The following is a 24,444-nucleotide window of genomic DNA, read 5'->3' as shown; positions in this document are numbered from 1 at the left end:
TTAATTACGCAACAAATTTTAATGTACAGCCTGGGGTGACAGCCTGTGGAACCGGGCCATCGACGTGAACCGTGCCGGGGTATTCCGCCTGCGGCTGGCCGTCAAAACGCAGGGTGATATGGCCCAGCTCGCGCAGGTTTTGTTCGGCTACCTCACCGACGGCGGTCACGGCATAACGCGTTTCACCCAGCTCCAGCTGGCTGCCGGGCTTGAGTTCACCGTTCAGCACGCCATGGCAGTGGATAAAGCAAAACTCTTCGATATCCGCCGGGGCACCTTCGCGGAAGGTGATCAGCATCTGGTCGCTCAGTGCCTCCGCCGCGCTCTGGCCGATGCGGGTAATGGTGGTTTGGTAAATCACGGTCATAACAAGAACCTCTTATTGATAAATAAAGCCAGAGACAAACCAGGCAATCAGCACCGTCGGCGCGCCCGTCAGGAAGCGGCTTACCAGCACTGACGGCACGCCCACGCGCACGGTGTCCTGGCGCGCTTCGGCTAGCGACAACCCAACGGGAATGAAGTCGCATGCCGCCTGGGCGTTAATGGCAAACAGGGCGGGCAGAGCAAGGTGCGGGGGAATATTACCCAGACCAATTTGCACACCAATCAGCACGCCGATGACCTGAGCAATCACCGCCCCAGGGCCGAGAAACGGCGACAGCAGCGGGAAGGAGCAGATCAGCGCCAGTGTGACCAGCCCAAGCGGATGGCTGGCGAGCGGGGCGAGTCCGTGGGCAATCCAGTCACCCAGACCGGAGGCCATGATGATGCCGATCAGCGCCGAGACGAATGCCATAAATGGCAGAATGGTTTTCAGCACGGTATCAATAGTGTCGCGCCCGGACTGGAACAGCACCGCCACGGCGGACCCCATGCCCATGCCGACTTTTGCCAACAGACCATCGCTCTGTTCGGTGATTTTTTTGCTGGTGTCGTAATCACGCGGTGTGGCTTTTTGTGGGGCAGGGGAGCCATTCACCAGAGTGATGTTGTCCTCTTTCACGCCCGACACATAAATGTCTTCCAGGATGTATTGCGCCAGCGGGCCTGACTTGCCGGTGGAGTGAATATTCACCGTCGGAATGCGACGCTTAGGATAGATGCCGCAGCGCAGCGTGCCGCCGCAGTCGATCACCGCCACGCCGATTTCCGCTTCCGGTGGCTCGCCCTCTTTAAAGCCGTCAACCGCTTCCCAGCCGGTCAGCTCGCGTAGTTTGTCAACGATCGCCGGGCGTGTGCCTGCGGTGATGTAGACGATCTTTTTGCCTTCTGTTGCGTCGAACTCCAGCGGGCCGCCCCAGCCGCCCGTGCCTTTCTCAATGCGGATCCGGTTCATGCTGTGGCTCCTGAAAGATGGACTTTCTGTTCAAGCTGGATGCCCATTTTTTTCTCGAAAATGGCGGTGGTGAGGTCCGTCACCCAGCCGCGGAAGAAGTTGGTGACGAGGCCAACCAGCAGATAGCTCACCGCCAGTGGTCCGAGTGGCAGACCAAGGGTGGTAAGGCCGCTGGCTATCCCGAGATAGACAAACAGCTCGCCGGGGTTGATGTGCGGGAACAGACCGTTCATCGAATGGCAGCTGTAGGAGGCCGCTGCGTAGTAACTTGGTTTGTACTTTTCTGGCATAAAACGCCCGAGGCTTAAGGTCATCGGGTTGCAGAAAACGAAGGTACCGATACAGGGTAATACCAGGTAGCGGGACAGTGGGTTACCCGCGCAACGCTGAGCGAAGCGTTCAATGCGCTGCTGGCCGATAAAGTTGATCAGCGCGTTCATGATCACCAGCAGGCTGATCAGCAGGGGCAGGATCCCGGTCACCATGCCGGTGAACACTTCTCCGCCTTTCTGAAACAGCCCGATGAACCACTCGGCGCCGTGGGTGATGGTTTCTATCATTCTTCTCTCCTGTGGGGCTTTTTTGTTTTTGTCTGACCGGGCTAATAATAATCACTTTGAAAGGTTTTAAAGTGTTAGTTAGATCTCACAATGAAAGAAAAATGTATTATTTTGAAAGTTTATTGATGAGGTCAATGATTTTCGGTGGAAAAAAGCGAGGATTTGCGTGGGGGAGGTGCGTACTGCTTCCTTGAGGTGTTGCGGATGCTTTACCATACTGAGCTCTTATCGAACCCGTTAAATGGATGTCTCATGTTCAAGCGTCGTTATGCAGCGTTGTTACCTGCGCTTATTCTGCTGTCTGCCTGTAGTAGCAAACCTAAGACCGAAACCGTTCAGCAAACGGCAGGCGCGCCTTCCGGAGGATTCCTGCTGGAGCCGCAGCACAATATGATGCAGATGGGCGGCGACTTCGCGAATAACCCGGCGGCCGAGCAGTTCATTGATAAAATGGTGAGCAAACACGGCTTTGACAGGCAACAACTGCACGAAATTTTATCTCAGGCGAAGCGTCTTGATTACGTGTTGCGCCTGATGGACAGACAGGCACCGACGGCCCAGGCGCCGAGCGGGCCAAATGGCGCATGGTTGCGCTATCGCAAACAGTTTATTACCCCGGACAACGTGCAGAATGGCGTCGTGTTCTGGAATCAGTATGAGGATGCGCTGAACCGTGCGTGGCAGGTCTACGGCGTGCCGCCGGAAATTATCGTCGGGATTATCGGCGTGGAAACCCGCTGGGGCCGCGTGATGGGCAAAACCCGCATCCTGGATGCACTGGCGACACTGTCCTTTAACTACCCGCGCCGTGCCGAATATTTCTCTTCCGAGCTGGAAACCTTCCTGCTGATGGCGCGTAATGAGCAAGATGATCCGCTCGATCTGAAAGGTTCGTTTGCCGGTGCGATGGGTTATGGCCAGTTTATGCCGTCCTCCTATAAACAATACGCCGTCGACTTTAACGGCGATGGTCACATCAACCTGTGGGATCCGGTGGATGCTATTGGCAGCGTGGCGAACTACTTCAAAGCGCACGGCTGGGTGCCGGGCGGCCAGGTGGCGGTGCAGGCTAACGGCCAGGCGCCGGGGCTGGAAAACGGCTTCAAAACCAACTACAGCATTTCGCAGCTGGCAGCAGCAGGCTTAACGCCAACGCAGCCGCTGGGCAATGCGCAACAGGCAAGCCTGCTGCGTCTGGATATCGGTACCGGTTACCAGTACTGGTACGGTCTGCCAAACTTCTACACCATCACCCGCTATAACCACAGCACCCACTATGCGATGGCCGTGTGGCAGCTGGGGCTGGCGGTATCGCAGGCGCGTGTGCCTGCAGCGTCGCCGTTTAGTCAGTAACTCGCTTGATTCAGCCCTCTCCCTGGTGGAGAGGGCTGAAGATGGTCCCCTATTTTTCGCTGAAACATTTCGCCACACTCCCTTTTCAAACACACCATTTACAACGTCAATACCTTTCATTATTGTTATGTTATAACATTATTGCGGGTGTCGAGATGTCAATTTCCCTTTTTTCGCTCTCTGCGCCAGTTCGCCTTCTGCTGGCGCTGGCCATTATTGTGTTTCTCAGCCTGGCGGTGAGTTGGGCGGTAGCGCTGCCATGATCGTAATGAATGAACTGACCGCAGGTTATGAACGTCAGCCCGTCACGCGGCCGTTATCCGGCGTCATTGAACGCGGGAGTATGACCGCAATCGTGGGCGCCAACGGCTGCGGGAAATCGACGCTCCTGAAAACGCTCGCAGGGTTTATCGCTCCCGTGGGCGGGAGTATGCGCTGGCAGGAAAAGCGCCCGGTGATTGGCTGGCTGGCACAACGCCACGGGCTGGAGGCGCAATTTCCGTTGACCGTGCAGGATGTCGTCAGTATGGGGTGCTGGCCGGGCATTTCGCTTTTATCCGGCTTTCGTCGTGAAACACGCTTGCGGATTGCCGGTGCGATTGAACGTGTAGGGCTGGAATCTATGGCGCTATCTACCATTGATGAGCTCTCCGGCGGCCAGTTTCAGCGCATGCTTTTTGCCCGTGTCCTGGTACAGCAGGCGCCGCTGGTGATGCTTGACGAGCCCTTTACCGGCGTCGATGAAGCCACCTGCAACGTGCTGATGGATTTGATGCTGGAGATGTATATGCAGGGACAAACCTTGTTAGCGGTACTCCACGACAGTGAACGCGTCTCGCGCCATTTCCCGCAGACATTACGGCTGGATGCTGACGTTCCCCAATGGAAAACCGAGCGGGTGAGGGTGGCATGATTTGGCAACTCTTTTTCCAGCCGTTTATCGAGTACGGCTTTATGCGGCGCGCACTGTTGGTTTGCCTGGCGCTGTCGGTCAGCACCACGGCGCTCGGGGTTTTTCTTCAGCTACGCAGGATGAGCCTGATGGGGGATGCCCTTTCTCATGCCATTTTGCCGGGTGTCGCAGTGGGATATTTGCTCAGCGGCATGTCATTGCTGGCGATGAGTATCGGCGGTTTTATCGCCGGGATTGCCGTTGCGCTGGTGGCCGGGTTGGTCAGCCGACGCACGCCGCTTAAAGAAGATGCCAGCTTTGCCGGGTTCTATCTGGGATCGCTGGCATTAGGCGTCACGCTGGTGTCGCTGCGTGGGTCGAATGTCGATCTGCTGCATTTGCTGTTTGGTTCTATTCTCGCCGTGGACAACGATGCCGCACTGTTTGTGGCTGGGGTTTGTATTTTCACGTTAATCGTACTGGCTGTCTTTTATCGCGGGCTGGTGACAGAGGCGTTTGATACGGCGTGGCTGCAGGTGAATGCCCGTTGGTTACCCGGTCTGTTGCATGGCCTGTTTCTGGCGCTGCTGGTGCTTAACCTGGTGGCGGGCTTTCAGGTGCTTGGCACGCTGATGGCCGTCGGGTTGATGATGTTACCCGCCGTGGCCGCGCGATGCTGGGTACGCACCCTACCTGGATTACTTCTGATGGCAGGGATGAGCGGTATTTTCTGTGCATGGTTCGGGTTAAGCCTTTCCTGGGCTGTGAGCCTGCCTGCGGGGCCGTCTATTGTGCTCACCGCCAGCGCACTTTTCTTTATTTCTATTTTATTTGGCACGCGAAGCCAGCTCGCTGGCAGCCTGCGTGCGTTTTTTTAACGCAAGGGGAAACGATGAAACGTACAGGATTAGCAGTGGCGCTCGCGCTGGGGATGTTGTCGCACGGCGTGATGGCGAAAACACTTAATGTGGTCACCAGCTTTTCAATATTGGGGGATATCACCCAGGAGGTCGGCGGCGATCATGTGAAGGTGACGACGCTGGTGGGGCCGGACGGCGATCCGCATACCTTCGAGCCGTCGCCGAAAGACAGCGCGGCGCTGAGCAAGGCCGATGTGGTGGTGGTGAACGGCCTGGGGCTGGAGGGCTGGCTTGACCGTCTGGTGAAAGCCTCCGGATTTAAAGGCCAGCTGGTCGTCGCTTCAACCGGGGTGAAAACCCACACGCTTGAGGAAGATGGAAAGACCGTGACCGATCCTCACGCGTGGAACAGTGCGGCGAACGGGGCGCTTTATGCACAAAATATTCTGAACGGGCTGGTGAAAGCCGATCCGCAAGATAAAGCCGCGCTGGATGCCTCCGGGAAAAAATATATCGCGCAGCTTGAGCAGTTGGATAGCTGGGCTAAAACCCGCTTTAGTCAGATCCCACAGGCGAAGCGTAACGTACTGACCAGTCATGACGCTTTCGGTTATTTCAGCAGGGCCTATGGCGTCACGTTTATGGCGCCACAGGGACTGTCGTCAGAGAGCGAAGCCAGTGCGGCGCAGGTTGCTGAGATTATTAATCAGATTAAAGCGGACGGCGTGAAAACCTGGTTTATGGAAAACCAGCTCGACCCGCGTCTGGTTAAACAGATTGCGTCAGCCACGGGCGCTCAGCCGGGTGGTGAACTTTATCCGGAAGCCCTGTCGGCAAAAGGCGGAGTGGCAGACACCTACGTGAAGGCGTTTCGTCACAATGTGAATACCCTCGCCGACAGCATGAAATAACATTCTCTAATGGCCGGTGCGCCCGCATCGGCTTTTTTCTGAAGCCCCCTCGTAAAACCTGAAGCGCATCCCCATATCTGACGAGAAAGTGCTATCTTGTGCTGCACGTTTTTCTGATGCCTGGAGCGAGAATGACTGACCATGAATTGATGCAGCTTAGTGAGATAGTCGGGCTGGCGCTTAAGCAACGTGGTGCGACAATCACCACTGCAGAGTCCTGTACTGGTGGCTGGGTGGCGAAAGTGATTACTGATATCGCCGGCAGTTCCGCCTGGTTTGAACGTGGCTTTGTGACCTACAGTAACGAAGCTAAAGCCCAGATGATTGGCGTGCGTGAATCCACGCTGGAACAGCATGGCGCGGTCAGCGAACCGGTGGTGATTGAGATGGCAATTGGTGCGCTCAAAGAGGCGCGTGCGGATTACGCCATTTCAATCAGCGGCATTGCAGGCCCGGATGGCGGCAGCGACGTGAAGCCTGTTGGCACAGTCTGGTTTGGTTTTGCCACGTCCAAAGGTGAAGGGATCACCCGCCGGGAGTGTTTTAGCGGCGATCGCGAAAGCGTGCGCCGTCAGGCAACGGAATACGCGTTAAAAACGCTCTGGCAACAATTTCTACAAAACACTTGATACTGTATGACTATACAGTATAATTGCACCAACAGAACAGAAATCCACGGTGAAGCACAGTCGCTTCTCCCGGCATGACAGGAGTAATAATGGCTATCGACGAAAACAAACAGAAAGCGTTGGCGGCAGCACTGGGCCAGATCGAAAAGCAATTCGGTAAAGGCTCCATCATGCGCCTGGGTGAAGACCGTTCCATGGACGTGGAAACCATCTCCACCGGTTCGCTTTCTCTGGATATCGCACTGGGCGCTGGCGGTCTGCCGATGGGCCGTATCGTAGAAATTTACGGACCAGAGTCCTCAGGTAAAACGACGCTGACGCTGCAGGTTATCGCTGCGGCACAGCGTGAAGGTAAAACCTGTGCATTTATCGATGCCGAGCACGCGCTGGACCCTGTTTATGCTCGCAAACTGGGCGTTGATATCGACAACCTGCTCTGTTCTCAGCCGGACACCGGTGAACAGGCGCTGGAAATTTGTGACGCACTGGCTCGTTCGGGTGCTGTTGACGTTATCGTGGTCGACTCCGTTGCCGCACTGACGCCAAAAGCCGAAATCGAAGGCGAAATCGGTGACTCTCACATGGGCCTCGCGGCACGTATGATGAGCCAGGCAATGCGTAAGCTGGCCGGTAACCTGAAACAGTCCAATACGCTGCTGATCTTCATTAACCAGATCCGTATGAAAATTGGTGTAATGTTCGGTAACCCGGAAACCACCACCGGTGGTAACGCGCTGAAATTCTACGCGTCTGTCCGTCTTGATATCCGCCGTATCGGTGCGGTAAAAGAGGGTGAGAACGTCGTTGGAAGCGAAACCCGCGTGAAGGTTGTGAAGAACAAAATTGCCGCGCCGTTTAAACAGGCTGAATTCCAGATCCTCTACGGCGAAGGGATTAACTTCTTCGGTGAGCTGGTTGACCTGGGCGTGAAAGAGAAGCTGATTGAAAAAGCGGGCGCCTGGTATAGCTATAACGGTGACAAAATTGGTCAGGGCAAAGCAAATGCGATCTCCTGGCTGAAAGAGAACCCGGCTGCGGCGAAAGAAATTGAGAAGAAAGTGCGTGAGCTTCTGCTGAACAACCAGGACTCCACACCCGACTTCGCAGTTGATAGCGTGGATGCTGAAGAAACCAACGAAGATTTTTAATGCTTGTATAAAGACGAAGGGCTGCTGATGCGGCCCTTTTTGCATTTCTGAACCAGCAGGTTTTTTATGAGTGAACCTACCCCACGCCGACCCGCGTACGCGCGCTTACTGGACCGGGCAGTACGTATCCTTGCTGTTCGTGATCACAGTGAGCAAGAGTTGCGGCGAAAACTGTCGGCTCCCGTAATGAGCAAAAATGGCCCGGAAGAGATTGATGCCACGGCGGAAGATTACGAACGCGTGATTGCCTGGTGCTACGAGCATCACTATCTGGATGATGAGCGCTTCGCTTCCCGGTTTCTCGCCAGCCGTGGTCGGAAAGGATACGGCCCCGCGCGCATACGTCAGGAGCTGAACCAGAAAGGAGTAGCCCGCGAGTCCATTGAAAAAGCCATGCGAGAATGCGATACCGACTGGTGCGAGCTGGCAAAAGAACAGGCGATTCGGAAATACGGTGAACCCCTGCCGCGTGATTTTTCAGAAAAAGTGAAAATCCAACGCTTTTTGCTCTACCGTGGCTTCCTGATGGAAGATATTCAGGATATCTGGCGTAATTTTGCCGATTGAACGCATGCGGGATTTTACTTCCCACTAAAGAAAACTTATCTTATTCCCACTTTTTCCAGTAGCTGGTCTGTCCAACTGTTTACAGATACAGGCTTGCTACGACATTTCGTTAGCTTGATTTCAGGATAATTATGAGCAAGAGCACCGCTGAGATCCGTCAGGCGTTTCTCGATTTTTTCCATAGTAAGGGACACCAGGTTGTTGCCAGCAGCTCCCTGGTACCAAATAACGACCCGACTTTACTGTTTACCAACGCCGGGATGAACCAGTTCAAGGATGTGTTCCTTGGTCTCGACAAGCGTAATTATTCCCGTGCTACAACGTCACAGCGTTGCGTACGTGCGGGCGGTAAACACAACGACCTGGAAAACGTCGGTTACACCGCGCGTCACCACACCTTCTTCGAAATGCTGGGCAACTTCAGCTTCGGCGACTATTTCAAACACGATGCCATTCAATATGCGTGGGAACTGCTGACCGGTGAAAACTGGTTCAACCTGCCGAAAGAGCGTCTGTGGGTTACCGTCTATGAAACCGATGACGAAGCCTACGAAATCTGGGAAAAAGAAGTCGGTATCCCGCGCGAACGTATTATTCGCATCGGTGATAACAAAGGCGCACCTTACGCGTCTGACAACTTCTGGCAGATGGGTGACACCGGTCCTTGCGGTCCGTGCACCGAGATCTTCTACGATCATGGCGACCACATCTGGGGTGGCCCTCCAGGCAGTCCGGAAGAAGATGGCGATCGCTACATTGAGATCTGGAACATCGTCTTTATGCAGTTCAACCGTCAGGCTGACGGTACAATGGAGCCGCTGCCGAAGCCTTCCGTTGATACCGGTATGGGTCTGGAGCGTATTGCTGCGGTTCTGCAGCACGTTAACTCCAACTACGAGATTGACCTGTTCAGCACCCTGATCAAAGCCGTTGCGGAAGTGACCGGCGCGACCGACCTGAACAACAAATCCCTGCGCGTTATCGCGGACCATATTCGTTCCTGTGCGTTCCTGATTGCCGACGGCGTTATCCCATCGAATGAAAACCGTGGCTACGTGCTGCGTCGTATCATTCGTCGTGCTATCCGTCACGGCAACATGCTGGGCGCGAAGGACACCTTCTTCTATAAGCTCGTTGGGCCACTGATTGGCGTGATGGGTGCTGCCGGTGATGAGCTGAAACGCCAGCAGGCGCAGGTAGAGCAGGTTCTGAAAACCGAAGAAGAGCAGTTTGCCCGTACGCTGGAGCGCGGTCTGGCGCTGCTGGACGAAGAACTGGCAAACCTTAAGGGTGACACGCTGGACGGCGAAACCGCTTTCCGCCTGTACGACACCTACGGTTTCCCGGTTGACCTGACGGCGGACGTTTGTCGCGAGCGCAACATCAAAGTTGACGAAGCGGGCTTCGAAGCCGCGATGGAAGAGCAGCGTCGTCGTGCGCGTGAGTCCAGCGGTTTCGGTGCAGACTACAACGCGATGATCCGCGTTGACAGCGCGTCTGAATTCAAAGGTTATGAAGCGCTGGAACTGACCGGCAAAGTGACCGCCCTGTTTGTTGACGGTAAAGCCGTAGACAACATCAGCGCAGGTCAGGATGCGGTTGTCATTCTGGACAAAACACCGTTCTATGCGGAATCCGGTGGTCAGGTTGGCGATAAAGGCGAACTGAAAGGCAATGGTTTCAGCTTCAGCGTAAGCGACACCCAGAAATACGGCCAGGCGATTGGTCATCAGGGCAAACTGGTTTCCGGTTCTCTGAAAGTGGGTGAGGGCGTACAGGCTAACGTGGATGAAGCTCGCCGCGCGCGCATTCGTCTGAACCACTCTGCAACTCACCTGATGCATGCTGCCCTGCGCGACGTACTCGGTACCCACGTTGCACAGAAAGGTTCTCTGGTTAACGACAAAGTGCTGCGTTTCGACTTCTCGCATTTTGAAGCGATGAAACCGTCTGAAATCCGCGCGGTGGAAGATCTGGTGAACGCGCAGATCCGTCGTAACCTGCCAATCGAGACCCACATCATGGATCTCGAGGACGCGAAGAAAAAAGGTGCGATGGCGCTGTTTGGTGAGAAATATGACGAGCGTGTTCGTGTGCTGAGCATGGGCGACTTCTCGACTGAACTGTGCGGTGGTACTCACGCATCGCGCACTGGTGACATCGGCCTGTTCCGCATTGTTTCCGAGTCGGGTACGGCGGCAGGCGTGCGTCGTATCGAAGCGGTGACCGGTGAAGGTGCGATTGCCAGCCTGCATGCGCAGAGCGATCAGCTGCACGACATCGCACAGCTGCTTAAAGGCGATAGCCAGAACCTGGGCGAGAAAGTGCGCGTTGCGCTGGATCGCACGCGTCAGCTGGAAAAAGAGCTGCAGCAGCTAAAAGAGCAGGCTGCGGCGCAGGAGAGTGCAAACCTCTCCAGCAAAGCTGTAGACATTAAGGGCGTCAAACTGCTGGTCAGCGATCTGGCGGGCGTTGAGCCTAAGATGCTGCGTACTATGGTCGACGATCTCAAGAACCAGCTTGGTTCTACCGTTATCGTGCTGGCGACAGTGGCAGAAGGTAAGGTTTCTCTGATTGCGGGGGTCTCTAAGGATGTGACTGACCGCGTAAAAGCAGGGGAACTGATTGGTATGGTTGCCCAGCAGGTGGGCGGCAAGGGTGGTGGTCGTCCAGACATGGCGCAAGCCGGTGGTACGGATGCGGCGGCACTTCCGCAAGCTTTGGCCAGCGTTGAAAGCTGGGTAAGCGCGAAACTGTAATAATTACAAAGCACAAGCAGACGCCATAGCGGTAACGTTATGGCGTCTTGTTCACTGTGCTATCGATAACGATAAAGTCAGGTTGAGTTTGTGTATATCGGCTAAACTTACGTTTAACAGAATGTGATGCCGTGACTGCTTACACTTTACGTGTTTGTCATCGCTTACTTTTTGGCGTTATATGATGGATAATGCCGGGATACAAGAGACCCGACTCTTTTAATCTTTCAAGGAGCAAAGAATGCTGATTCTGACTCGTCGAGTTGGTGAGACCCTCATGATTGGGGATGAGGTCACCGTGACAGTTTTAGGGGTAAAGGGTAACCAGGTACGTATTGGTGTTAACGCTCCTAAAGAAGTATCTGTCCACCGTGAAGAGATCTACCAGCGTATCCAGGCTGAAAAATCCCAGCAGTCCAGTTACTGATATTGTCGCGTCTCGCTGTCGGGCGAGACGCAACCCTCCTGTCATTTTTCCTGCCCAAAGTTACCGTTTAATTTCAATTGCTCTCTTTTTAACCACTCCGTTACTCTTAACTCGTCCTGACGCCACCATTTCTGCATTGGTTTTCTGTGAAGATGCCTGCAAAATCCGCTTATAAAACACCCTCTTTGCGGCTTTTACATGCGAATTGCGTGTGATTTGTGCAAACGATAAAAGCTTTTGGAAAATTGTTTGACTTATAAGTCCCAGAAAGTAATATATGCGCCACGCAGCGACGAGAAGCTCTTAACGAGTTACTCGAAGCACTCGAAAGAGGCGTTGTGTGGTGAGGTGGCCGAGAGGCTGAAGGCGCTCCCCTGCTAAGGGAGTATGCGGTCAAAAGCTGCATCCGGGGTTCGAATCCCCGCCTCACCGCCATTTTGCATCCGTAGCTCAGCTGGATAGAGTACTCGGCTACGAACCGAGCGGTCGGAGGTTCGAATCCTCCCGGATGCACCATCTATTACTTCATATTGCTTTCGAAGTGATATGAATATCGAGTAGTACAATAGTAAATCCCGATGCATCCGTAGCTCAGCTGGATAGAGTACTCGGCTACGAACCGAGCGGTCGGAGGTTCGAATCCTCCCGGATGCACCATTTACTATTTCTGAAAGCAGTACCCTGATGCATCCGTAGCTCAGCTGGATAGAGTACTCGGCTACGAACCGAGCGGTCGGAGGTTCGAATCCTCCCGGATGCACCATTTTACTGTTTCTGAAAGCATTTCCCGATGCATCCGTAGCTCAGCTGGATAGAGTACTCGGCTACGAACCGAGCGGTCGGAGGTTCGAATCCTCCCGGATGCACCATATTCTCCGAGATAATAGCTAAGCTGTTGTTTCAAGGTTTGCGAGTTAATCGCGAGCACCAGGGAGGATAACGTTGCTTCAGCAACGGCCCGCAGGGCGAGGCGCAGCCGAGTAATCCTCCCGGATGCACCATCTTCTCCTTGTTTGTTTATTCCTTCGACGTTCTGTCAGCAATCACACTCTCAGTCAGCGACAAAAATCACCTTTTACGATAAAGTAATGCTTTGTTAATCGTTTAGCGAGAGCACGATGTACGCACAGTATGACGGTCTGATCTTCGATATGGACGGCACCCTCCTTGATACCGAACCTACGCATCGTCAAGCGTGGACTGACGTCCTGGGCCGCTACGGTATGCGTTTCGACCTTCAGGCGATGATTGCTCTTAACGGATCCCCAACCTGGCGTATTGCACAAGCCGTGATTGAAATGAATCAGGCCGATCTCGACCCGCACCTGCTCGCCCGTGAAAAAACCGATGCAGTAAAAGCCATGCTTTTAGATACCGTACGTCCGCTGCCGCTGATTGATGTCGTGAAAGCGTGGCACGGACGTCGCCCGATGTCGGTGGGGACGGGCAGCGAAAGCGCTATTGCAGAGGCTTTGCTCAATCATCTTGGCCTGCGCCACTATTTTTCTGCCGTGGTTGCCGCCGATCATGTTAAAAATCACAAGCCCGCACCAGATACCTTCCTGCTCTGCGCAGAATTAATGGGTGTACCGGCGGCAAAATGCGTCGTGTTTGAAGATGCTGATTTCGGTATTCAGGCCGCACGTGATGCTGGCATGGCCGTGGTGGATGTGCGCTTACTGTGAGTGACGCGCTGTCGCTTGCTTCATTATTCGCCAGCAGTTTTTTAAGCGCCACGCTCTTACCGGGCAATTCGGAAGTGGTGCTGGTGGCGATGCTGTTGTCCGGCGTGAGTCAGCCCTGGTTGCTTGTGTTAATAGCAACAATGGGTAATAGCCTTGGAGGGCTGACTAACGTTATTCTTGGGCGTTTCTTTCCGCTGCGCGAAAAATCGCGCTGGCAGGAAAAGGCAGTCGGCTGGCTAAAACGCTATGGCGCTGCCACGCTGTTATTAAGCTGGATGCCTGTAATAGGTGATTTACTGTGTCTGCTGGCGGGATGGATGCGCATCTCCTGGGGACCGGTGCTCTTTTTTTTGTGCCTTGGCAAGGCGTTGCGATATGTTCTCGTGGCATGGGCAACTCTGCAGGGTATGACGTGGTGGCACTAATTGGTGGAATGAATACGCGACCTTCAATCGTCAACCATTACAATTATGCTGAGTAACATTACTTTGACAGGCGGGAGGTCAATTTGATCCCGGACGTATCTCAGGCGCTGGCCTGGCTGGAAAACCACCCTCAGGCATTGAAGGGTATTCAGCGTGGTCTTGAGCGTGAAACGCTACGCGTAAACGCGGACGGCAGTTTAGCGACGACGGGTCACCCGAAGGCGTTAGGCTCGGCGCTGACACATAAATGGATCACAACCGATTTCGCTGAAGCGCTGCTGGAGTTCATCACTCCGGTAGAGGGTGATATTGATCATATGCTGACGATCTTGCGCGACATTCATCGCTATACCGCGCGCAATCTGGGCGATGAGCGTATGTGGCCCCTCAGCATGCCGTGTTATATCGAGCAAGGTCAGGAGATCGAGCTGGCTCAATATGGCACATCAAATATTGGCCGGCTCAAAACGCTCTATCGTGAGGGACTGAAAAACCGCTATGGCGCGTTAATGCAGACCATCTCTGGTGTGCATTACAACTTCTCTTTGCCCATGGCGTTCTGGCAGGCGAAATGTGATGAAACGGATAAGGACGCGATCTCTGCGGGCTACTTCCGCCTGATCCGCAACTATTATCGTTTCGGCTGGGTGATTCCGTACCTGTTTGGTGCGTCGCCTGCCATTTGCTCATCGTTCCTGCAGGGGAAACCGACTACGCTGCCGTTCGAGAAAACCGAGTGCGGGATGTACTATCTGCCGTACGCGACTTCCTTGCGCCTGAGCGATCTTGGTTATACCAATAAATCGCAAAGCAATCTCGGTATTACGTTTAACGAATTGCACGAATATGTGGCAGGATTGAAGCGGGCGATCAAAACCCCGTCGGAAGAGTACGAGAAAATCGGCCTCGAGAAAGACGGCAAGCGTCTGCAAATCAACAGCAATGTGCTGCAGATTGAGAATGAACTGTACGCGCCAATTCGTCCTAAGCGCGTGACGCGCAGCGGTGAAACACCGTCGGACGCGCTGCAGCGCGGCGGGATCGAATACATTGAAGTGCGCTCGCTGGATATCAACCCGTTCTCACCGATTGGTGTTGATGAGCAGCAGATTCGCTTCCTGGATCTGTTTATGGTCTGGTGCGTTCTGGCGGATGCGCCTGAAATGAGTTCAGACGAGCTGCTTTGTACCCGTACAAACTGGAACCGCGTAATTCTGGAAGGCCGTAAACCGGGTCTGACGCTGGGCATTGGCTGCGAAACAGCACAGTTCCCGCTGACGAAAGTCGGTAAAGATCTGTTCCGTGATCTTAAACGTGTTGCCCGGACGATGGACAGCATCGACGGTGGCGACGCATATCAACAGATCTGCGACCAGCTGGTGGAATGTTTTGATAATCCGGAACTGACGTTCTCAGCACGCATTCTGCGTTCAATGATTGATCAAGGTATTGGTGGCACGGGGCGTTCACTCGGAGCAGAATACCGTGAGATGCTGATGCAGGAGCCGTTAGAAGTGCTGAGCGAAGCGGATTTTGTAGCAGAACGCGATGCATCTATTGTGCGTCAGAAAGAGGTTGAAGCGGCGGATACCGAGTCGTTTGAGGCGTTTCTGGCGAAGCAGGCTTAAGCAGAAAAGAAAAAGGCCACATCGCTGTGGCCAAAATATACATCTCTGAATTCAGGGATGATGATAACAAATGCGCGTCTTTCATATACTCAGACGCGCATTCTGTAGAAGAGTTCAGTTTATTTTAAAAAAAATCACTATCGGAGGTGACGTATGCCGTTATTAGATAGCTTTACTGTCGACCATACCCGTATGGAAGCACCTGCAGTTCGCGTGGCGAAGACCATGCACACCCCGCACGGCGACACGATCACCGTCTTCGATCTGCGTTTCTGCGTGCCAAATAAAGAAGTGATGCCAGAGAAAGGTATTCACACTCTGGAGCATCTGTTCGCTGGTTTTATGCGTGACCACCTGAACGGCAACGGCGTTGAGATCATTGATATCTCTCCGATGGGCTGCCGTACTGGTTTTTACATGAGCCTGATTGGTCAGCCGGAAGAGAAACGCGTCGCAGATGCCTGGAAAGCAGCCATGGAAGACGTGCTGAAGGTGAAAGAGCAGAACCAAATCCCTGAGCTGAACGTTTACCAGTGTGGTACTTACCAGATGCACTCCCTGGAAGAAGCACAGGAAATTGCGCGTCACATCATTGAGCGTGATGTTCGCGTGAACTGCAATGAAGAGCTGGCTCTGCCGAAAGAAAAACTGCAGGAACTGCACATCTAGTGCACCTTTTCCCTCTCCCGGTCGGGAGAGGGTGGGGTGAGGGTGGTTTAACCCCATGACCACAACCTCAACGTTCACCTTTACCCATCGTCCCCTCGTTCCTTTTGCCCATGATTATGTTCATGGCGACAGCGAACCCTGGCATGAGCATGACTGCGCGCAACTGCTGCATGCTCTGAGTGGGGTGGTGCGGGTTGATACCGCATCCGGTTGTTGGGTGGTTCCTCCTGGCCGCGGCGTCTGGCTGCCAGCGGGGACGCGCCATTCGCTTCGTATCACCGGCAACGTTGCGGCGCGCACGCTGTTTATCGATCCGCTGGCGCGTGCCGATCTCCCCGCAGCGTGCCAGATCGTGCAGATCTCCCCACTGTTGCGCGAACTGATCCTCGCTTCTCTCTCACTGCCTGAATCTTACTCGCCGGGGAGTCGAGATGAGCGCGTGTATGAACTCATTCTGGATGAAATTCGCATCATGCCTGTGCTGCCATTTCATCTGCCTGAGCCGGAGAGTGCCCCGTTACGCCACCTGTGCCAGCAGATCCGTCAGTCACCAGGAGATCGCTGGAACAGCCTTCAGGCCGCGAGTTCGCTTGGAATGAGCGAGCGCACGATGAACCGGCATTTTCAGCAGCAGACAGGATTACGTTACGTTGAGTGGCTGAGAAGGGCTCGCTTGCTGGAGGCGTTAGTGCGGCTGGCACAGGGCCAGCCGGTGCTACGCGTGGCACTGGAACTGGGTTACGGCAGTCACAGTGCCTTTACGGCGATGTTTCGTCGGGTGATGGGTGTCTCTCCCAGCGATTACTTTAAAAACGACTGACGGCGTTAAAGAGCGCCTGAAGAGAGGCGCGCGCGACGTCACTGTCGATACCCACGCCCCAGCGGCTGCAACCGTCCTGGAACAAACAGCGAATATAGGCCACTGAGCGGCTGTCACTGCGTTCACCCAGGGTATGTTCGTGGTAATCCTTAATCACAAACGGCGTGTTGACCCAGCGACTCAGGCCGCTGGCAGCGGCGGACAGCAAACCAATACCCTGACCTTCCAGCTGTCGCGTTCCTCCTTGCGTGGCGACGCTTGCCGTCAAACACAACTGACCGTCCTGCTGGCTGTCGCTGCGGTACGATTGCAGGGCAAATGGTGGCGTTGCCACCAGGCCGTAACGGGTACGGAACAGTTGCCACAGTGCATTTTGCGTCATCTCTTTTCCGTGGCGATCCGTTTCCTGCTGTACGTGCTGGCTGAAATCCTGCTGCAGCGCACGGGGTAATTTCAGACCATGGTTCTGTTCAATAAGCCACGCGCTGCCGCTTTTCCCGGACTGGCTGTTCACGCGGATCACCGCTTCGTAGGTGCAGCCAATATCCTGCGGGTCCACAGGCAGGTAAGGTATCTCCCAGCGTTCGCCAGGCTTGCGGGCATCAAAGCCTTTTTTGATCGCGTCCTGATGTGAGCCAGAGAAGGCGGTATAGGCCAGCCGTCCTGCCCATGGATGGCGCGGATGCACGGGAAGCTGGTTGCAGGTTTCGACCACTTCCACCACCCGATTCATCTCGCTAAAGTCGAGATTCGGGCTAACGCCCTGACTGTAGAGATTCATCGCCAGCGTCACCAGACAGACGTTCCCCGTACGTTCCCCGTTGCCAAACAGACACCCTTCTACCCGGTCGGCGCCGGCCATCACGGCCAGCTCGGCGCTGGCGACGCCCGTACCGCGGTCGTTATGCGGATGGATGCTGATGCAGACATCGTTGCGGCGGCTGAAGTGGCGACAGAAATACTCAATCTGATCGGCATAGACGTTCGGCGTATTGACTTCGACAGTCGCGGGTAAGTTGATCACCATTGGTCGCTCATTGCAGGGCTGCCAGATCTCTGCCACGGCTTCACAAATCTCCAGCGCAAACTCCGGCTCGGTAAAGCAGAAGGTTTCCGGAGAGTATTCGTACTGCCAGCGGGTTTCCGGGTTCTCTTCGCAGAGCTTGCGGATAAGCCGCGTGGAGCGTGTTGCCAGCTCCACGATTTGCGCTTTCTCCATGCCAAACACCAGGCGGCGGAACAGCGGGGCGGTGGCGTTATACAGATGGACGGTGGCCCGTTTCGCGCCGCGTAACGATTCAAAGGTGCGGATGATCAGGTCTTCCCGTGCCTGGGTTAACACCTGAATGGTGACGTCATCCGGGATGCGGTTCTCTTCAATCAACTGGCGAACAAAGTTGAAATCCGTCTGCGAGGCGGAAGGAAAGGCGACTTCAATCTCTTTAAACCCGCAGTTCAGCAGCAATTCCCAGAACTGCAGCTTGCGCGTGCTGTCCATGGGCTCGGCCAGGGCCTGGTTGCCGTCACGTAAATCGGTGGAGAGCCAGCGCGGCGCGTGGGTGATGCGTTGCTCCGGCCAGCGACGATCGGGCAGTGAAAGGGGAGGATAAGGCTGGTATTTGTCGGCGGGTGTGTTCAGCATGATGCGCTCCTGTTGTCTTTTCACTATCGTGAATGGATTTCAGGAGCGCTGCTTTATCGAAACTGACAATGACTGTCGCGTTTTGGACAACGCGCTTTAGTGCGCGCCACCGCCTCCACCACCGGCACCAAACGGTGGACGGGCAAACCACACCAGACCCAGCAGAACGAGGAAGATCCCGGCCGACACCCAGAAAATCTCGTTTGCGGAGATAATCAGCCCCTGGTTGGTGATCTGCTGGGCGATCCAGCCGGAAGCCTGCTGTTCCGTCATTCCCATTCCCTGAAGCTGGGCATACATCTGCTGAGAATTAGGGTTGAACGGATTTACCGCTTCAGTGAGCTGAGCGTGGTGCATCGACTCACGGTTGGTCCACAGCGTCGTGGTGATCGACGTCCCGATGGAGCCTGCCAGCGTACGCGTAAAGTTCGACAGGCTCGATGCCGCCGCCATGCGCTCAGGCGGTAAGCCAGAAAGCGTGATGGTGGTCAGTGGCATAAAGAAGCACGCCACCGCAAAGCCCTGAATAAACTGCGGCCACGCAGAGGCGCCAAAGTCCATTCCCGGTTCGAACGTATACGCGCGCCAGTAGAAGCACACGGCGTACATGATAAAGCTGAATGTCACCAGCCTGCGCATGTCGAGCTTGTGGGCGAAACGGCCGATGATCGGCGACAACAGGACCGGAATCAATCCCACTGGCGCAGAGGCAAGACCCGCCCAGGTTGCGGTATAGCCATATACCTCCTGCAATAGCTGCGGCAGCAGAACAATAGCGCCGAAGTAGAGCATGTAGGCGAGGCTAATACACAGACAGCCTATGGTGAAGTTTCGCGACTTAAACAGCGACAAGTCGACTATCGGGTTATCGTCGGTTAACTCCCAGACAATCAGGAAGCTCAGCGACACCACCGCGACAATCGTCAGGATGATGATCTCCCGGGAGTTGAACCAGTCCAGCTCTTTGCCCTGGTCGAGCATGACCTGCAGGCTACCGATGCCGACAACCAGCAATGCCAGACCAATGGCGTCGATACGGCGCTGTTCCGTCCGGGTTTCTCTGCCGCGTAGCGACTGCAACGTCATCATGACTACCACGGCGCCAATCGGTACGTTGATAAAGAAGATCCAGCCCCAGTGATAGTTATCGCTGATATAGCCGCCTAAGATAGGCCCACAAATCGGCGCGACGATCACCGTCATCGACCACAGCGCCAGCGCGATAGAGCGTTTGGCGGGTGGGTAGTTGTTCAGCAGTAAACTCTGTGACAGGGGAATCAACGGCCCGGCCACAATCCCCTGAATGACGCGGAAGAAAATCAGCATCGTCAGGCTGGTGGACATGCCGCACGCCCAGGAGGCGAGAACAAAGGCAATTGTCGACCACAGGAACAGCTTCACTTCACCGACGCGCTTCGCCAGCCAGCCGGTAATGGGGATTGAGATGGCGTTTGCCACCCCAAACGAGGTAATTACCCAGGTCCCCTGGCTCAGTGACGAGCCAAGGTTACCGGCGATGGTCGGGATCGCCACGTTTGCGATGGTGGAGTCCAGCACCTGCATGAATGTCGCCAGCGACAGCGCGATGGTCATAATGACCAGCTGCGCGCCTTCCAACGGTTTTTGCGGCTTTTGCTGTTGCATAACGCTCACCTTCGGATTAACCAGCGTTTGCCTTCACGATGTCATCGATCAGCTTGTTGACCGGATCGAGGCTAATTTCACGGGCGTTACTTTCATAAGCCGGGCTGCTACGCACCTGGCTTGCCAGGATTTGACCTTCGCGGTTGGCGGTATCCACAGTAACCAGCGTTGAGAGGCCGATACGCAGCGGGTGATCTGCGAGCTGTTTTGGATCCAGCTCAATACGTACAGGCAAGCGCTGAACCACTTTGATCCAGTTACCGGTGGCATTCTGTGCTGGCAGCAGGGAGAAGGCACTGCCGGTCCCCATATCCAGACCCACCACTTTCCCGGTGTACTTGACGTCATCGCCGTAAATATCGCTGATAACTGTCGCCGCCTGGCCGATACGCATATGGGCAAGCTGCGTCTCTTTAAAGTTAGCATCGACCCACAGATTGTCTGCCGGAACGACGGCCATCAGCGGTGTGGTCGGGCTAATCTGCGCTCCAGGCTGTACGGAACGGCGGGAGACATAGCCGGTCATCGGGCTGACGATTTTAGTACGCTGCAGGGCAAGCCATGCGTTACGGACTTCTGTCGCCGCCTGTTGCACGGCAGGCTGGTTTTCCAGGCTGGTACCCAGCACCATCGCCTGGTTGGCGTTGTACTGTTGAATAGCCACATCCAGCTGGGCCTGAGCACTGGCAACGGCATCGCGCGCATGTTGCAGCTCTTCACGGCCAATCAAGTTGGCGGTACCGAGCGGAACACGGCGGTTCAGGTCGCTCTGCGCCTGGGCGAGTGCGGTTTTCTGCACGTCAATGTTGGCCTGCAGCTGTTTGCTGTTGATCATCAGCTGGCGAGTCTGACGGACGCTGGAGGCCAGCGCGGTCTGTGCTTTCTCAAAGGCCTGCTGGGCGTCGGTCGGATCGAGGGTCACCAACACATCGCCTTTTTGCACAAAGTCGGTGTTATCAGCCCAGACTTTCGTCACGCTGCCCGACACCTGCGCCATAATCTGTACCTGGTTCCCTGCCACGTAGGCGTCGTCTGTCTCTTCAGCATGACGCAATACTAAAAACCAATAGATCCCATATGCCACGGCAATAATGATAAAGAGCAAGGTCAACAGAAGAAGGGCACTCTTACGTTTGCCTTTCTTGTTGGCCGGTTGCTGCGGGGTAGTGCTCTCCGCATTTGCGCTCATTGTTGTTCTCCACGATCTTCTTATTTTCACATCGGCTGAGCCGACCTGTTGTCAGAAAGGCCAGCAGTGTGACGTGCTGGCCTGTCAGTTTTCTTTTTTAAATCTGGATGTTCGAGCGTGTCGTCGCGTTAGCGCAGCGCCTCAAGAATAGCGCCGTCTTCATCCATCTGGTCCAGACGGGTAAGCAGCTTGCGAGTGATGTGCTCAAGCTGGTCACGCTCGGTGGTGCTGAGGGCAGACCAGAGTTTATGCAGGCAATTGTGCTGAGGTGGCAGCACCTCTTGCAGGAACTGGTGACCTTTATCGGTCAGTTGCAGATGCAGGCAGCGGCGATCGTTGTCGCTTTCACGGCGCTCAATCCAGCCGCGTTTTTCCAGCTCATCAGCAATACGGGTCGCATTGGTACGGGAGGAGCCCAGTGCGCAGCTCAGTTCGGAAGGCTGAATACTGTGGTTTTCCTGAGACTCCAGCGTAATCAACGCCATAAACAACGTCTCGTTAATCCCTTGAGCTTTCAGCATTTTATTACGGTTTTCCAGTAGCTTACCCTGCATGTGCATGCACAGGCGAGTCAGCAGGATTTCCTGATACGGGAAGTCCTCATGGCGACTGGCGCGGAATTTAAGCATTTGTTCAATGGGCGTAAACGAACTATCCATTTGGGCATAACCTCATTAATTACAGCCGATATAGTAACGATAGTGACAAATAATGTAAATGAATTATTTGTGCGGTTATATCCGCCAAACTTATGTCACCATCAGAAAGCGCCGGGTAAGTCCGTGACCCGGTGAGCACAGAAAGCGTAGGGTGTGAACCCGCTGAAGAGAGGATGTGAGGACGGGGGTCTGAACTATTCATGCCGATTGTAAATATGTCACCCACATTAAAATTTCTGGGATAAATGATTACGTTTACATTAACAGACTGAAGGGTCTCTTTATACCCTAAGAGGCCCAACGCAATGTAAAACTTAGTTAATCGCATCCTGACGATGGTAACCGCGCCACCATACAAGCAGGTTCAGCGCGGCGACGATAGCCCCAATTCCACATACGCCTGACCAACCCGCATGCTGCCACGCAGAGGCGGAAATTAATGAACCCGCTGCGCCGCCAATAAAGTAGCTGGTCATGTATCCGGCCGTCAGGCGGTTACGTGCCTCTGGCTTCACGCGATAGATCACGGTCTGATTGGTGATGTGAACGCCCTGCACGGTGAGGTCGAGCACCAGAATACCGACGATTAGCGCCAGTACCGAGACGTGCCCATACCAAATCGCCGCCCAGGAGAGCAGAAGTAAAATCAGCCCTGCGGAGGTGGTCAGATGGGATTTGCCCTTATCGGCAAGCCCGCCAGCGGGACGCGCACCCAGAGCACCAGCGGCGCCAGCCAGACCGAACAGACCAATCGTCGCTTCAGAATAGTTAAACGGTGGCGCGGCCAGCAGAAAGGCCATCGACGTCCACAAAATACTGAAATTGGCGAAGGTGAAACACCCTAGCAGGGCACGAGTGCGCAGGAGTTTATCCTGCGTAAACAGACTGAAAACGGAGGCCAGAAGCTGCGGATAGTTCAGGTGATTCTCCTGCTTCACCTTCGGCAGGCCGCGCCACAGGGCCAGCGCCATCACGACCATCAATACGCTCGCCACCCAGTAAACGGTGCGCCAGCCACCGAGGCTTGCCAGCAACCCTGCAACGGTACGAGCCAGTAAAATCCCCAGCAGCAAGCCACTCATGATGGTGCCCACCACTTTGCCGCGCTTTTCGGGGGAGGCGAGAGTGGCGGCGAGCGGGACCAGAATTTGCGCCACAACAGAGAACAACCCTGTGAGCGCGGTGCCGATAATCATCATTGTTAATGACTGGCTGCTGGCGGTGATCAGCATCCCGCCGGCGGCCAGCAGGGTCATGGAGACAATTAACATTCGGCGCTCAAACATATCCCCCAGCGGCACCAGGAACAGCAGCCCGGCGGCATATCCGAGCTGTGCAGCGGTGACGATAAAGCCTGCGGAACTGGCGGAGAGATTGAACGCGCGGGCGATGGTATCAAGCAGAGGTTGTGCGTAATAGTTGCTGGCAACCGCCAGACCCGTTGCCACGGACATTAAAAGGATGAGTGCGGGGCTAAGCCCTTGCGTTGTTTTGGTCATTGGTTTCAGGAATCATTAGTTGAGTGATTATTTTTCCGGAAACCATCATACCCAATGATTGTGAAAGTTGGGGGAGTGTTGGGTGTTGTATTGTGCGGTTTAGGTTCCCTCTCCGGGTGGAGAGGGAATTCGGAGTATTACTTCTGCGCCTCAAGCGCCTCTTTCACCCAGCCGTCGAACTGCTGCTGGTGGGCTTTTATCCAGCCATCCACATGACCTTTTATATCAGCCTCGGACGATTTACCTGCATGCATCATGGCATTCTGGGCGTTGATGTCGGCCAGCGGCAGTTTCATCACTGAGAACAGCTTCGCTGCCGCCGGGTTTTTCTCCGCCCAGGCTTTGTTGGCGACGATATGCATGGTGTTTACCGGGAAGCCGTAGTTCATACCGTTCGGCAGTTTAGTGTCGATATCTTTCTGCTCGCCCGGCAGGGAGGAGAACGGTACCTGCAGCCACACCACGTCTCTACCCGGTTTCAGCACGTCGCTGACCCAGTACGGGGTCCAGGTGTAGTAGATAACCGGCTTGCCCTCTTTGAAACGGGCAATGGTGTCGGCCATCATCGCTGAGTAGTTACCGTGGCTCACATCGACCGTTTTTGCCAGATCATAGGCTTTGTTCTGGTGGTTAATGACCGCTTCACAACCCCAGCCCGGTGAGCAGCCCATCATGTCGGCTTTGCCGTCACCGTTGGTGTCGAACAGTTTGGCGATCTTCGGATCTTTCAGCTGTTCAATATTGGTGATGTGGTACTTATCGGCGGTTTTCTTGTCGATCAGATAACCCTGTGCCGCACCGGTCACGAAGGTGCCCTCGCGGTAAAATTTCTTGTCCCCCCCGGCGGCGGCATACATATCGTCATGCAGTGGCTGCCAGTTGACGGCGGTAAAGGTGGCATCGCCGGATGCAATCGAGGTGTAGCCAACGTTGTAATCCACTTCGCTGGCGGTATTCACCGTATAGCCCAGTTTCTCCAGCGCACGGCTGACTATCTGGGTCTGGAAGGACTCTTCCGAAATGGTGCTCTGAACCGGTTGCACGGTAATGCCTTTGCCCGGCAGGTCGGCCGCATAGGTGCCGGTGGAGACAAGGGTGGCAAACGCTGTGGCAAAAAGTACGCTATGTCGCATCGTTGT

Annotated in this window: 23 protein-coding genes and 5 tRNA genes; 19 read left to right on the top strand and 9 right to left on the bottom strand. The window is 54.9% G+C overall.

Going from position 1 to position 24,444, the window contains the following annotated elements; translation table 11 throughout:
- Window positions 1–4 precede the first annotated feature (4 nt).
- The 3 genes from srlB to srlA are packed head-to-tail and all read right to left on the bottom strand — an operon-like array spanning window position 5 to window position 1,899.
- Window positions 5–367 (bottom strand): PTS glucitol/sorbitol transporter subunit IIA, encoded by a 363-nt coding sequence (srlB, locus tag ACLHV8_RS17385; protein ID WP_049006091.1) that lies wholly within the window; start codon window positions 365–367, stop codon window positions 5–7.
- A gap of 12 nt (window positions 368–379) precedes the next feature.
- The gene (locus ACLHV8_RS17380) at window positions 380–1,339 is read right to left on the bottom strand and encodes a PTS glucitol/sorbitol transporter subunit IIB (protein ID WP_028016817.1); all 960 of its coding nucleotides are present in this window, start codon (window positions 1,337–1,339) and stop codon (window positions 380–382) included.
- Window positions 1,336–1,899: a PTS glucitol/sorbitol transporter subunit IIC gene (gene srlA, locus ACLHV8_RS17375; RefSeq protein ID WP_028016816.1), complete on the bottom strand. Its 564-nt coding sequence runs from the start codon at window positions 1,897–1,899 to the stop codon at window positions 1,336–1,338. Before srlA ends, ACLHV8_RS17380 begins: the two co-directional genes overlap by 4 nt.
- 252 nt (window positions 1,900–2,151) lie before the next feature.
- Between srlA and mltB the strand changes: the two genes are divergently transcribed.
- The 19 genes from mltB (at window position 2,152) to ACLHV8_RS17280 (ending at window position 16,672) form a co-directional block, all read left to right on the top strand.
- Entirely contained in the window at window positions 2,152–3,252 is a 1,101-nt protein-coding gene (gene mltB / locus ACLHV8_RS17370) for a lytic murein transglycosylase B (RefSeq protein ID WP_176691090.1), read from the top strand.
- Window positions 3,253–3,511: 259 nt separating this feature from the next.
- Window positions 3,512–4,165, top strand: coding sequence for a metal ABC transporter ATP-binding protein (locus ACLHV8_RS17365; RefSeq protein ID WP_208594102.1), 654 nt, complete (start codon window positions 3,512–3,514; stop codon window positions 4,163–4,165).
- On the top strand, window positions 4,162–5,022 hold the full coding sequence (locus ACLHV8_RS17360) for a metal ABC transporter permease (protein ID WP_208594103.1): 861 nt from the start codon (window positions 4,162–4,164) through the stop codon (window positions 5,020–5,022). The genes ACLHV8_RS17365 and ACLHV8_RS17360 overlap by 4 nt, the downstream gene beginning before the upstream one ends.
- Before the next feature lie 14 nt (window positions 5,023–5,036).
- Entirely contained in the window at window positions 5,037–5,915 is an 879-nt protein-coding gene (locus ACLHV8_RS17355) for a metal ABC transporter substrate-binding protein (RefSeq protein ID WP_208594104.1), read from the top strand.
- Between the two features lie 131 nt (window positions 5,916–6,046).
- Window positions 6,047–6,544 (top strand): nicotinamide-nucleotide amidase, encoded by a 498-nt coding sequence (gene pncC / locus ACLHV8_RS17350; protein ID WP_049006085.1) that lies wholly within the window; start codon window positions 6,047–6,049, stop codon window positions 6,542–6,544.
- 89 nt (window positions 6,545–6,633) lie between these two features.
- Entirely contained in the window at window positions 6,634–7,692 is a 1,059-nt protein-coding gene (gene recA, locus ACLHV8_RS17345) for a recombinase RecA (protein WP_028016810.1), read from the top strand.
- A gap of 66 nt (window positions 7,693–7,758) precedes the next feature.
- On the top strand, window positions 7,759–8,259 hold the full coding sequence (gene recX / locus ACLHV8_RS17340; protein WP_028016809.1) for a recombination regulator RecX: 501 nt from the start codon (window positions 7,759–7,761) through the stop codon (window positions 8,257–8,259).
- A 131-nt stretch (window positions 8,260–8,390) separates the two neighbouring features.
- On the top strand, window positions 8,391–11,018 hold the full coding sequence (gene alaS / locus ACLHV8_RS17335) for an alanine--tRNA ligase (protein WP_208594105.1): 2,628 nt from the start codon (window positions 8,391–8,393) through the stop codon (window positions 11,016–11,018).
- Between the two features lie 241 nt (window positions 11,019–11,259).
- Window positions 11,260–11,445 (top strand): carbon storage regulator CsrA, encoded by a 186-nt coding sequence (gene csrA, locus ACLHV8_RS17330; RefSeq protein WP_000906486.1) that lies wholly within the window; start codon window positions 11,260–11,262, stop codon window positions 11,443–11,445.
- A gap of 342 nt (window positions 11,446–11,787) precedes the next feature.
- A tRNA-Ser gene (locus tag ACLHV8_RS17325) sits at window positions 11,788–11,880 on the top strand.
- A gap of 4 nt (window positions 11,881–11,884) precedes the next feature.
- A tRNA-Arg gene (locus tag ACLHV8_RS17320) sits at window positions 11,885–11,961 on the top strand.
- A 64-nt stretch (window positions 11,962–12,025) separates the two neighbouring features.
- Window positions 12,026–12,102 (top strand) — tRNA-Arg (locus ACLHV8_RS17315).
- A 29-nt stretch (window positions 12,103–12,131) separates the two neighbouring features.
- Window positions 12,132–12,208: transfer RNA gene (locus tag ACLHV8_RS17310), tRNA-Arg, on the top strand.
- Window positions 12,209–12,237: 29 nt separating this feature from the next.
- A tRNA-Arg gene (locus ACLHV8_RS17305) sits at window positions 12,238–12,314 on the top strand.
- Window positions 12,315–12,563: 249 nt separating this feature from the next.
- Window positions 12,564–13,130: a fructose-1-phosphate/6-phosphogluconate phosphatase gene (gene yqaB, locus ACLHV8_RS17300; protein ID WP_208594106.1), complete on the top strand. Its 567-nt coding sequence runs from the start codon at window positions 12,564–12,566 to the stop codon at window positions 13,128–13,130.
- Window positions 13,127–13,555 (top strand): YqaA family protein, encoded by a 429-nt coding sequence (locus tag ACLHV8_RS17295; RefSeq protein ID WP_008499541.1) that lies wholly within the window; start codon window positions 13,127–13,129, stop codon window positions 13,553–13,555. The genes yqaB and ACLHV8_RS17295 overlap by 4 nt, the downstream gene beginning before the upstream one ends.
- An 83-nt stretch (window positions 13,556–13,638) precedes the next feature.
- Window positions 13,639–15,183, top strand: coding sequence for a glutamate--cysteine ligase (gshA, locus tag ACLHV8_RS17290; RefSeq protein ID WP_028016806.1), 1,545 nt, complete (start codon window positions 13,639–13,641; stop codon window positions 15,181–15,183).
- Window positions 15,184–15,336: 153 nt separating this feature from the next.
- Window positions 15,337–15,852, top strand: coding sequence for an S-ribosylhomocysteine lyase (luxS, locus tag ACLHV8_RS17285; protein WP_410376994.1), 516 nt, complete (start codon window positions 15,337–15,339; stop codon window positions 15,850–15,852).
- Window positions 15,853–15,907: 55 nt separating this feature from the next.
- Window positions 15,908–16,672, top strand: coding sequence for an AraC family transcriptional regulator (locus tag ACLHV8_RS17280; RefSeq protein ID WP_028016805.1), 765 nt, complete (start codon window positions 15,908–15,910; stop codon window positions 16,670–16,672).
- Here ACLHV8_RS17280 and leuA read toward each other — a convergent pair.
- The 6 genes from leuA to proX all read right to left on the bottom strand — a co-directional run bounded on the left by leuA (window position 16,659) and on the right by proX (window position 24,438).
- Window positions 16,659–18,314, bottom strand: coding sequence for a 2-isopropylmalate synthase (leuA, locus tag ACLHV8_RS17275; RefSeq protein ID WP_208594108.1), 1,656 nt, complete (start codon window positions 18,312–18,314; stop codon window positions 16,659–16,661). The genes ACLHV8_RS17280 and leuA overlap by 14 nt on opposite strands.
- Before the next feature lie 96 nt (window positions 18,315–18,410).
- Complete coding sequence (gene emrB, locus ACLHV8_RS17270; protein ID WP_049006031.1) at window positions 18,411–19,958, bottom strand: multidrug efflux MFS transporter permease subunit EmrB; 1,548 nt, start codon at window positions 19,956–19,958, stop codon at window positions 18,411–18,413.
- 16 nt (window positions 19,959–19,974) lie between these two features.
- The gene (emrA, locus tag ACLHV8_RS17265; protein ID WP_028016802.1) at window positions 19,975–21,147 is read right to left on the bottom strand and encodes a multidrug efflux MFS transporter periplasmic adaptor subunit EmrA; all 1,173 of its coding nucleotides are present in this window, start codon (window positions 21,145–21,147) and stop codon (window positions 19,975–19,977) included.
- A gap of 128 nt (window positions 21,148–21,275) precedes the next feature.
- Window positions 21,276–21,806, bottom strand: a complete 531-nt coding sequence (mprA, locus tag ACLHV8_RS17260; RefSeq protein ID WP_028016801.1) for a transcriptional repressor MprA — start codon at window positions 21,804–21,806, stop codon at window positions 21,276–21,278.
- Window positions 21,807–22,120: 314 nt separating this feature from the next.
- Window positions 22,121–23,305 carry an MFS transporter gene (locus ACLHV8_RS17255; RefSeq protein ID WP_028016800.1) on the bottom strand — a complete coding sequence of 395 codons (1,185 nt, stop codon included), beginning with the start codon at window positions 23,303–23,305 and terminating at the stop codon, window positions 22,121–22,123.
- 137 nt (window positions 23,306–23,442) lie between these two features.
- Window positions 23,443–24,438, bottom strand: a complete 996-nt coding sequence (gene proX, locus ACLHV8_RS17250) for a glycine betaine/L-proline ABC transporter substrate-binding protein ProX (RefSeq protein WP_028016799.1) — start codon at window positions 24,436–24,438, stop codon at window positions 23,443–23,445.
- Window positions 24,439–24,444 lie beyond the last annotated feature (6 nt).

The organism is Enterobacter sp. CPE_E863 (genome assembly GCF_046521465.1).
In the GTDB taxonomy this organism is placed as follows: Bacteria; Pseudomonadota; Gammaproteobacteria; order Enterobacterales; family Enterobacteriaceae; genus Enterobacter; species Enterobacter adelaidei.
Note: the sequence above shows the minus strand (reverse complement) of the source record. Positions and strands in the feature narration are given on the sequence as shown.

What these genes read in the sequence shown, in the direction of transcription:
- srlB (WP_049006091.1), bottom strand. Translation starts at nt 367, where the DNA reads ATGACCGTGATTTACCAAACCACCATTACCCGCATCGGCCAGAGCGCG.
- ACLHV8_RS17380 (WP_028016817.1), bottom strand. Translation starts at nt 1,339, where the DNA reads ATGAACCGGATCCGCATTGAGAAAGGCACGGGCGGCTGGGGCGGCCCG.
- srlA (WP_028016816.1), bottom strand. Translation starts at nt 1,899, where the DNA reads ATGATAGAAACCATCACCCACGGCGCCGAGTGGTTCATCGGGCTGTTT.
- mltB (WP_176691090.1), top strand. Translation starts at nt 2,152, where the DNA reads ATGTTCAAGCGTCGTTATGCAGCGTTGTTACCTGCGCTTATTCTGCTG.
- ACLHV8_RS17365 (WP_208594102.1), top strand. Translation starts at nt 3,512, where the DNA reads ATGATCGTAATGAATGAACTGACCGCAGGTTATGAACGTCAGCCCGTC.
- ACLHV8_RS17360 (WP_208594103.1), top strand. Translation starts at nt 4,162, where the DNA reads ATGATTTGGCAACTCTTTTTCCAGCCGTTTATCGAGTACGGCTTTATG.
- ACLHV8_RS17355 (WP_208594104.1), top strand. Translation starts at nt 5,037, where the DNA reads ATGAAACGTACAGGATTAGCAGTGGCGCTCGCGCTGGGGATGTTGTCG.
- pncC (WP_049006085.1), top strand. Translation starts at nt 6,047, where the DNA reads ATGACTGACCATGAATTGATGCAGCTTAGTGAGATAGTCGGGCTGGCG.
- recA (WP_028016810.1), top strand. Translation starts at nt 6,634, where the DNA reads ATGGCTATCGACGAAAACAAACAGAAAGCGTTGGCGGCAGCACTGGGC.
- recX (WP_028016809.1), top strand. Translation starts at nt 7,759, where the DNA reads ATGAGTGAACCTACCCCACGCCGACCCGCGTACGCGCGCTTACTGGAC.
- alaS (WP_208594105.1), top strand. Translation starts at nt 8,391, where the DNA reads ATGAGCAAGAGCACCGCTGAGATCCGTCAGGCGTTTCTCGATTTTTTC.
- csrA (WP_000906486.1), top strand. Translation starts at nt 11,260, where the DNA reads ATGCTGATTCTGACTCGTCGAGTTGGTGAGACCCTCATGATTGGGGAT.
- yqaB (WP_208594106.1), top strand. Translation starts at nt 12,564, where the DNA reads ATGTACGCACAGTATGACGGTCTGATCTTCGATATGGACGGCACCCTC.
- luxS (WP_410376994.1), top strand. Translation starts at nt 15,337, where the DNA reads ATGCCGTTATTAGATAGCTTTACTGTCGACCATACCCGTATGGAAGCA.
- ACLHV8_RS17280 (WP_028016805.1), top strand. Translation starts at nt 15,908, where the DNA reads ATGACCACAACCTCAACGTTCACCTTTACCCATCGTCCCCTCGTTCCT.
- leuA (WP_208594108.1), bottom strand. Translation starts at nt 18,314, where the DNA reads ATGCTGAACACACCCGCCGACAAATACCAGCCTTATCCTCCCCTTTCA.
- emrB (WP_049006031.1), bottom strand. Translation starts at nt 19,958, where the DNA reads ATGCAACAGCAAAAGCCGCAAAAACCGTTGGAAGGCGCGCAGCTGGTC.
- emrA (WP_028016802.1), bottom strand. Translation starts at nt 21,147, where the DNA reads ATGAGCGCAAATGCGGAGAGCACTACCCCGCAGCAACCGGCCAACAAG.
- mprA (WP_028016801.1), bottom strand. Translation starts at nt 21,806, where the DNA reads ATGGATAGTTCGTTTACGCCCATTGAACAAATGCTTAAATTCCGCGCC.
- ACLHV8_RS17255 (WP_028016800.1), bottom strand. Translation starts at nt 23,305, where the DNA reads ATGACCAAAACAACGCAAGGGCTTAGCCCCGCACTCATCCTTTTAATG.
- proX (WP_028016799.1), bottom strand. Translation starts at nt 24,438, where the DNA reads ATGCGACATAGCGTACTTTTTGCCACAGCGTTTGCCACCCTTGTCTCC.